The organism is Wolbachia endosymbiont of Glossina morsitans morsitans (genome assembly GCF_000689175.1).
GTDB lineage: Bacteria > Pseudomonadota > Alphaproteobacteria > Rickettsiales > Anaplasmataceae > Wolbachia > Wolbachia pipientis.
Window position 1 is genome coordinate 1 of the sequence record NZ_AWUH01000018.1, and the last position, 3,169, is coordinate 3,169.

Genomic DNA, 3,169 nt, shown 5'->3' on the forward strand with positions numbered 1-3,169 from the left:
CTATGTGAAGTTATCGCAAAACGGTGGGCTTCATTACGCAGCGATTGTAAGTAAAGCATGACTTTGCTGTCATTTGCCAGACTGAATTCTTCCCTGCCCAGCATATAAAATCTTTCATTTCCTGCGTTACGATCAGGACCTTTTGCCATACAAGCAAAAGGAACGTTTATATTCAATACTTCCAGTACATTCTGTACTATGGAAACATGTCCTGGTCCACCATCAATTAGTAAAAAATCAGGTATTATGCCTTTTATATTGCCGGAGAAACGTCTGGTTAGCACTTCCCTCATCATTTTATAGTCATCGCCTGAAAATTTTTCCTTTATAGTAAATTTTCTGTACTCACTCTTTAAAAAACCCTCCTGCCCTGCAACAACCATTACACCAATTTGTTGATTTCCAAATATATGGCTATTGTCATAAACTTCAATACGCTTTGGAATATTTGGTAACAAGAAGATTTTGCTAAGCTCCTCAAGCTTTTCTAGGTTATTTCTATAATCGATAAGCTTCTGCTCTAAGCTATGCTGAGAGTTATCATAAACAAATTTCAATAAATCACGCTCTTTTTTATTCTTTGCATGCAGAACTTTTACTGGCTTTTGAGCAACCTTATATAGTGCTTGTTCTATAATTTCCTTATCCACAATAGAATCTGGAACGTAAATTTGTATTGGAGGTATGTTAGCTGAATTACAAAAATTGACCAAAAAGGTGGATAAAATTTCATCATTTGAGTGATCACCACAGTTCTCAGCAAAGTAAGGAGTGCTGCCGTAGTTGTCTTTATTTCTAAACGATAACACACTAATACATGCTAGATCCTCTTCACGTACAATACTGAAGAAATCTGCATCTTTTTCAAAAGAAAAATCCGTGTGCTGTATTTGAATTTGCTCAAGAAACTTTACCCGATCTCTATATATAGCAGCAAGCTCATAGTTTTCTTCACTGCTGCACTTTCTCATTGTGAAAAGTAACTGTTCTTTCACTTCCTTATTTCTTCCAAGCAATGTATTTCGTGCCTGTTTTACTGATTGGCAGTAGTCGTCTTTTGTGATTTTATCTACGCATGGTGCTGAGCAGCGCTTAATTTGATATTCAATACATGGTCTTTTTGTTGAGGAAAAGTATTGATCTGAACATACTCTTAGGAGAAAAGCTTTTTGCAATGACAATATAGTTTGCTTAACAGCAGCAGCAGATGTAAAGGGACCATAATAATGAAACTCATTCTTCTTAAATTTGCCTCTATATTTTGCTATTCTTGGATAATCGTGCTTGGAAATTGTTATATAAGGATAAAATTTTCCATCCTTGAGCACAATATTATAAAGTGGTTTCAATGATTTTATTAGCTGTGCTTCAAGAAGCAGTGCTTCGATTTCATTCTCAGTGATGAATATTTCAACCTTAATAACCTGTAAGAGCATAACTCTAATTCGTTCAGAAAGGTTTTCGAATTGAAGGTAGTCGGATAACCTCGACTTCAAGTTTTTTGCTTTTCCAACATATAAAACTTTATTATTATCTCCAACCATCTTATACACGCCGCAGGACTGTGGAGATGATTTGATTTGTTCTTTATATTGCCTGAGCATTTATCCATTGCTTAACCTGTATGAGGTTAAAATCTGCTACTAAATGAAAGATGGAAACTACATTTTTAAGCAAAGATAATCTGTTTCTTCTCACCTTATCAGAATCACAGTTAATCTTTACAGTGTCCATAAACCGATTGATAAACGGAGCAAAACCAGCAAGTTCTACAAGCAAGTACTACATTAAAGTGGTTATTTTTCACTGCTTATTTTATGTTTTTACAAGCAGTTATAGCACAATTTGATAACGCGATTTCTTCACTTTCAATCGAAAACCTCTTTCCGTAAGATGCACTATAAGTAGTGCCATCACTTTTTCTTACTTTGCTCATCATGTTACTGACTCCTTTGTAAGTGCTTAGAATCTGTTCACTTTCTGGCGTACTAAGATAACGATCCAATATAACAGTTTTCTTTTCTGATGTCAGCAGACCATTAACACCGATTTTATATAGTATTGAATCTACAATATCTTGCCTTATATCTCCATTTTTTAAAATAACCTTGAATCTTTCTAAGCAGGATCTTAATACTAGTTCTAAAATTTGTTTTCTATTTGGCTTATCAACTGACGGTGTATTTTTATTAAATAGAAACCTTGAATATAAAGGTACTGACTTGTCTATCATTAGCCTAATTGGAATATACAAATTATTTTCAAATATTGTCCTAATGATACCAATTGTCATTCTCCGCAAACCAAACTGATCATACGAACCAGAGATTTTCTCACCTGCTGCAATTAAACCAACTAAGCTATCCACTTTGTCTGCAATTGACACAGCAATTGCTGAAGGGGATTTAGGACACTCCTGTTCTGGCCCGATTGGCTTATAGTGTTCAGTTATAGCTTCCACTATTTCTCTATCTTCTTGAAAATAAGAAGCATAATATCCACCCATTACTCCTTGTAATTCTGGAAACTCTCTTACTATCGATGTTGCCAAATCAGCTTTTGCCAAATATGCAGCACGTTCAACTTTTATCAGCGAAGCATGTGGAATAAATATGGCTATATACTTTGACAGAGCCGTAATACGTTTCACCTTTTCCCCCACGCTGCCAAGAGAAGCATGAAATAATATCGAACCTAATATTTTTGACATAATAATCTAGATTTTCCTTTTTATCTTGAGATATTAAAAATTGGGCATCAGCAAGACGTGCTTCTAATATTCTTTCGTGCCCTTCAACAACTTCACCATTGTTGACGTTGACAACAGTGACAAAGTGTGAAATTCTCTCTCCATTACTTAAAGCAAGGTATTTTTGTTGTGTATTAACTATACTAAGTATTACTTCCTTCGGTAATCCAAATGACTTTTCTTGATTTACTTCACCAAACAGTACGATTGGCCACTCTATAAGCCCCGTTAATTCATTCAGTAGATAATCATTTTTCTCAAGTTGTAAATTCTGCTCTTTTGTGAATTTATTAATCTGATCTAGTATAAATTGCTTTCTTTTGTCCATTTTGGAGAATTACACTGTTTTTTTCTAGCAATTCAAAATAGTCTTTAGGTGTTTTAACAGTAAGCGCCGTACCACTTGAGAGAAATCGATGG

Annotated in this window: 1 protein-coding gene and 1 pseudogene; both read right to left on the reverse strand. The window is 34.6% G+C overall.

The genetic code is table 11. The features are described 5' to 3' along the window. Nucleotides 1-1,604, reverse strand: a 1,604-nt coding sequence (gene uvrC, locus WGMM_RS00570) for an excinuclease ABC subunit UvrC (RefSeq protein WP_038248418.1), incomplete at its 3' end; no start/stop codon positions are given. Then, nucleotides 1,588-3,169: pseudogene (glyS, locus tag WGMM_RS07175) on the reverse strand (glycine--tRNA ligase subunit beta); the annotation flags it as partial. The pseudogene glyS and the gene uvrC, both read right to left, overlap by 17 nt.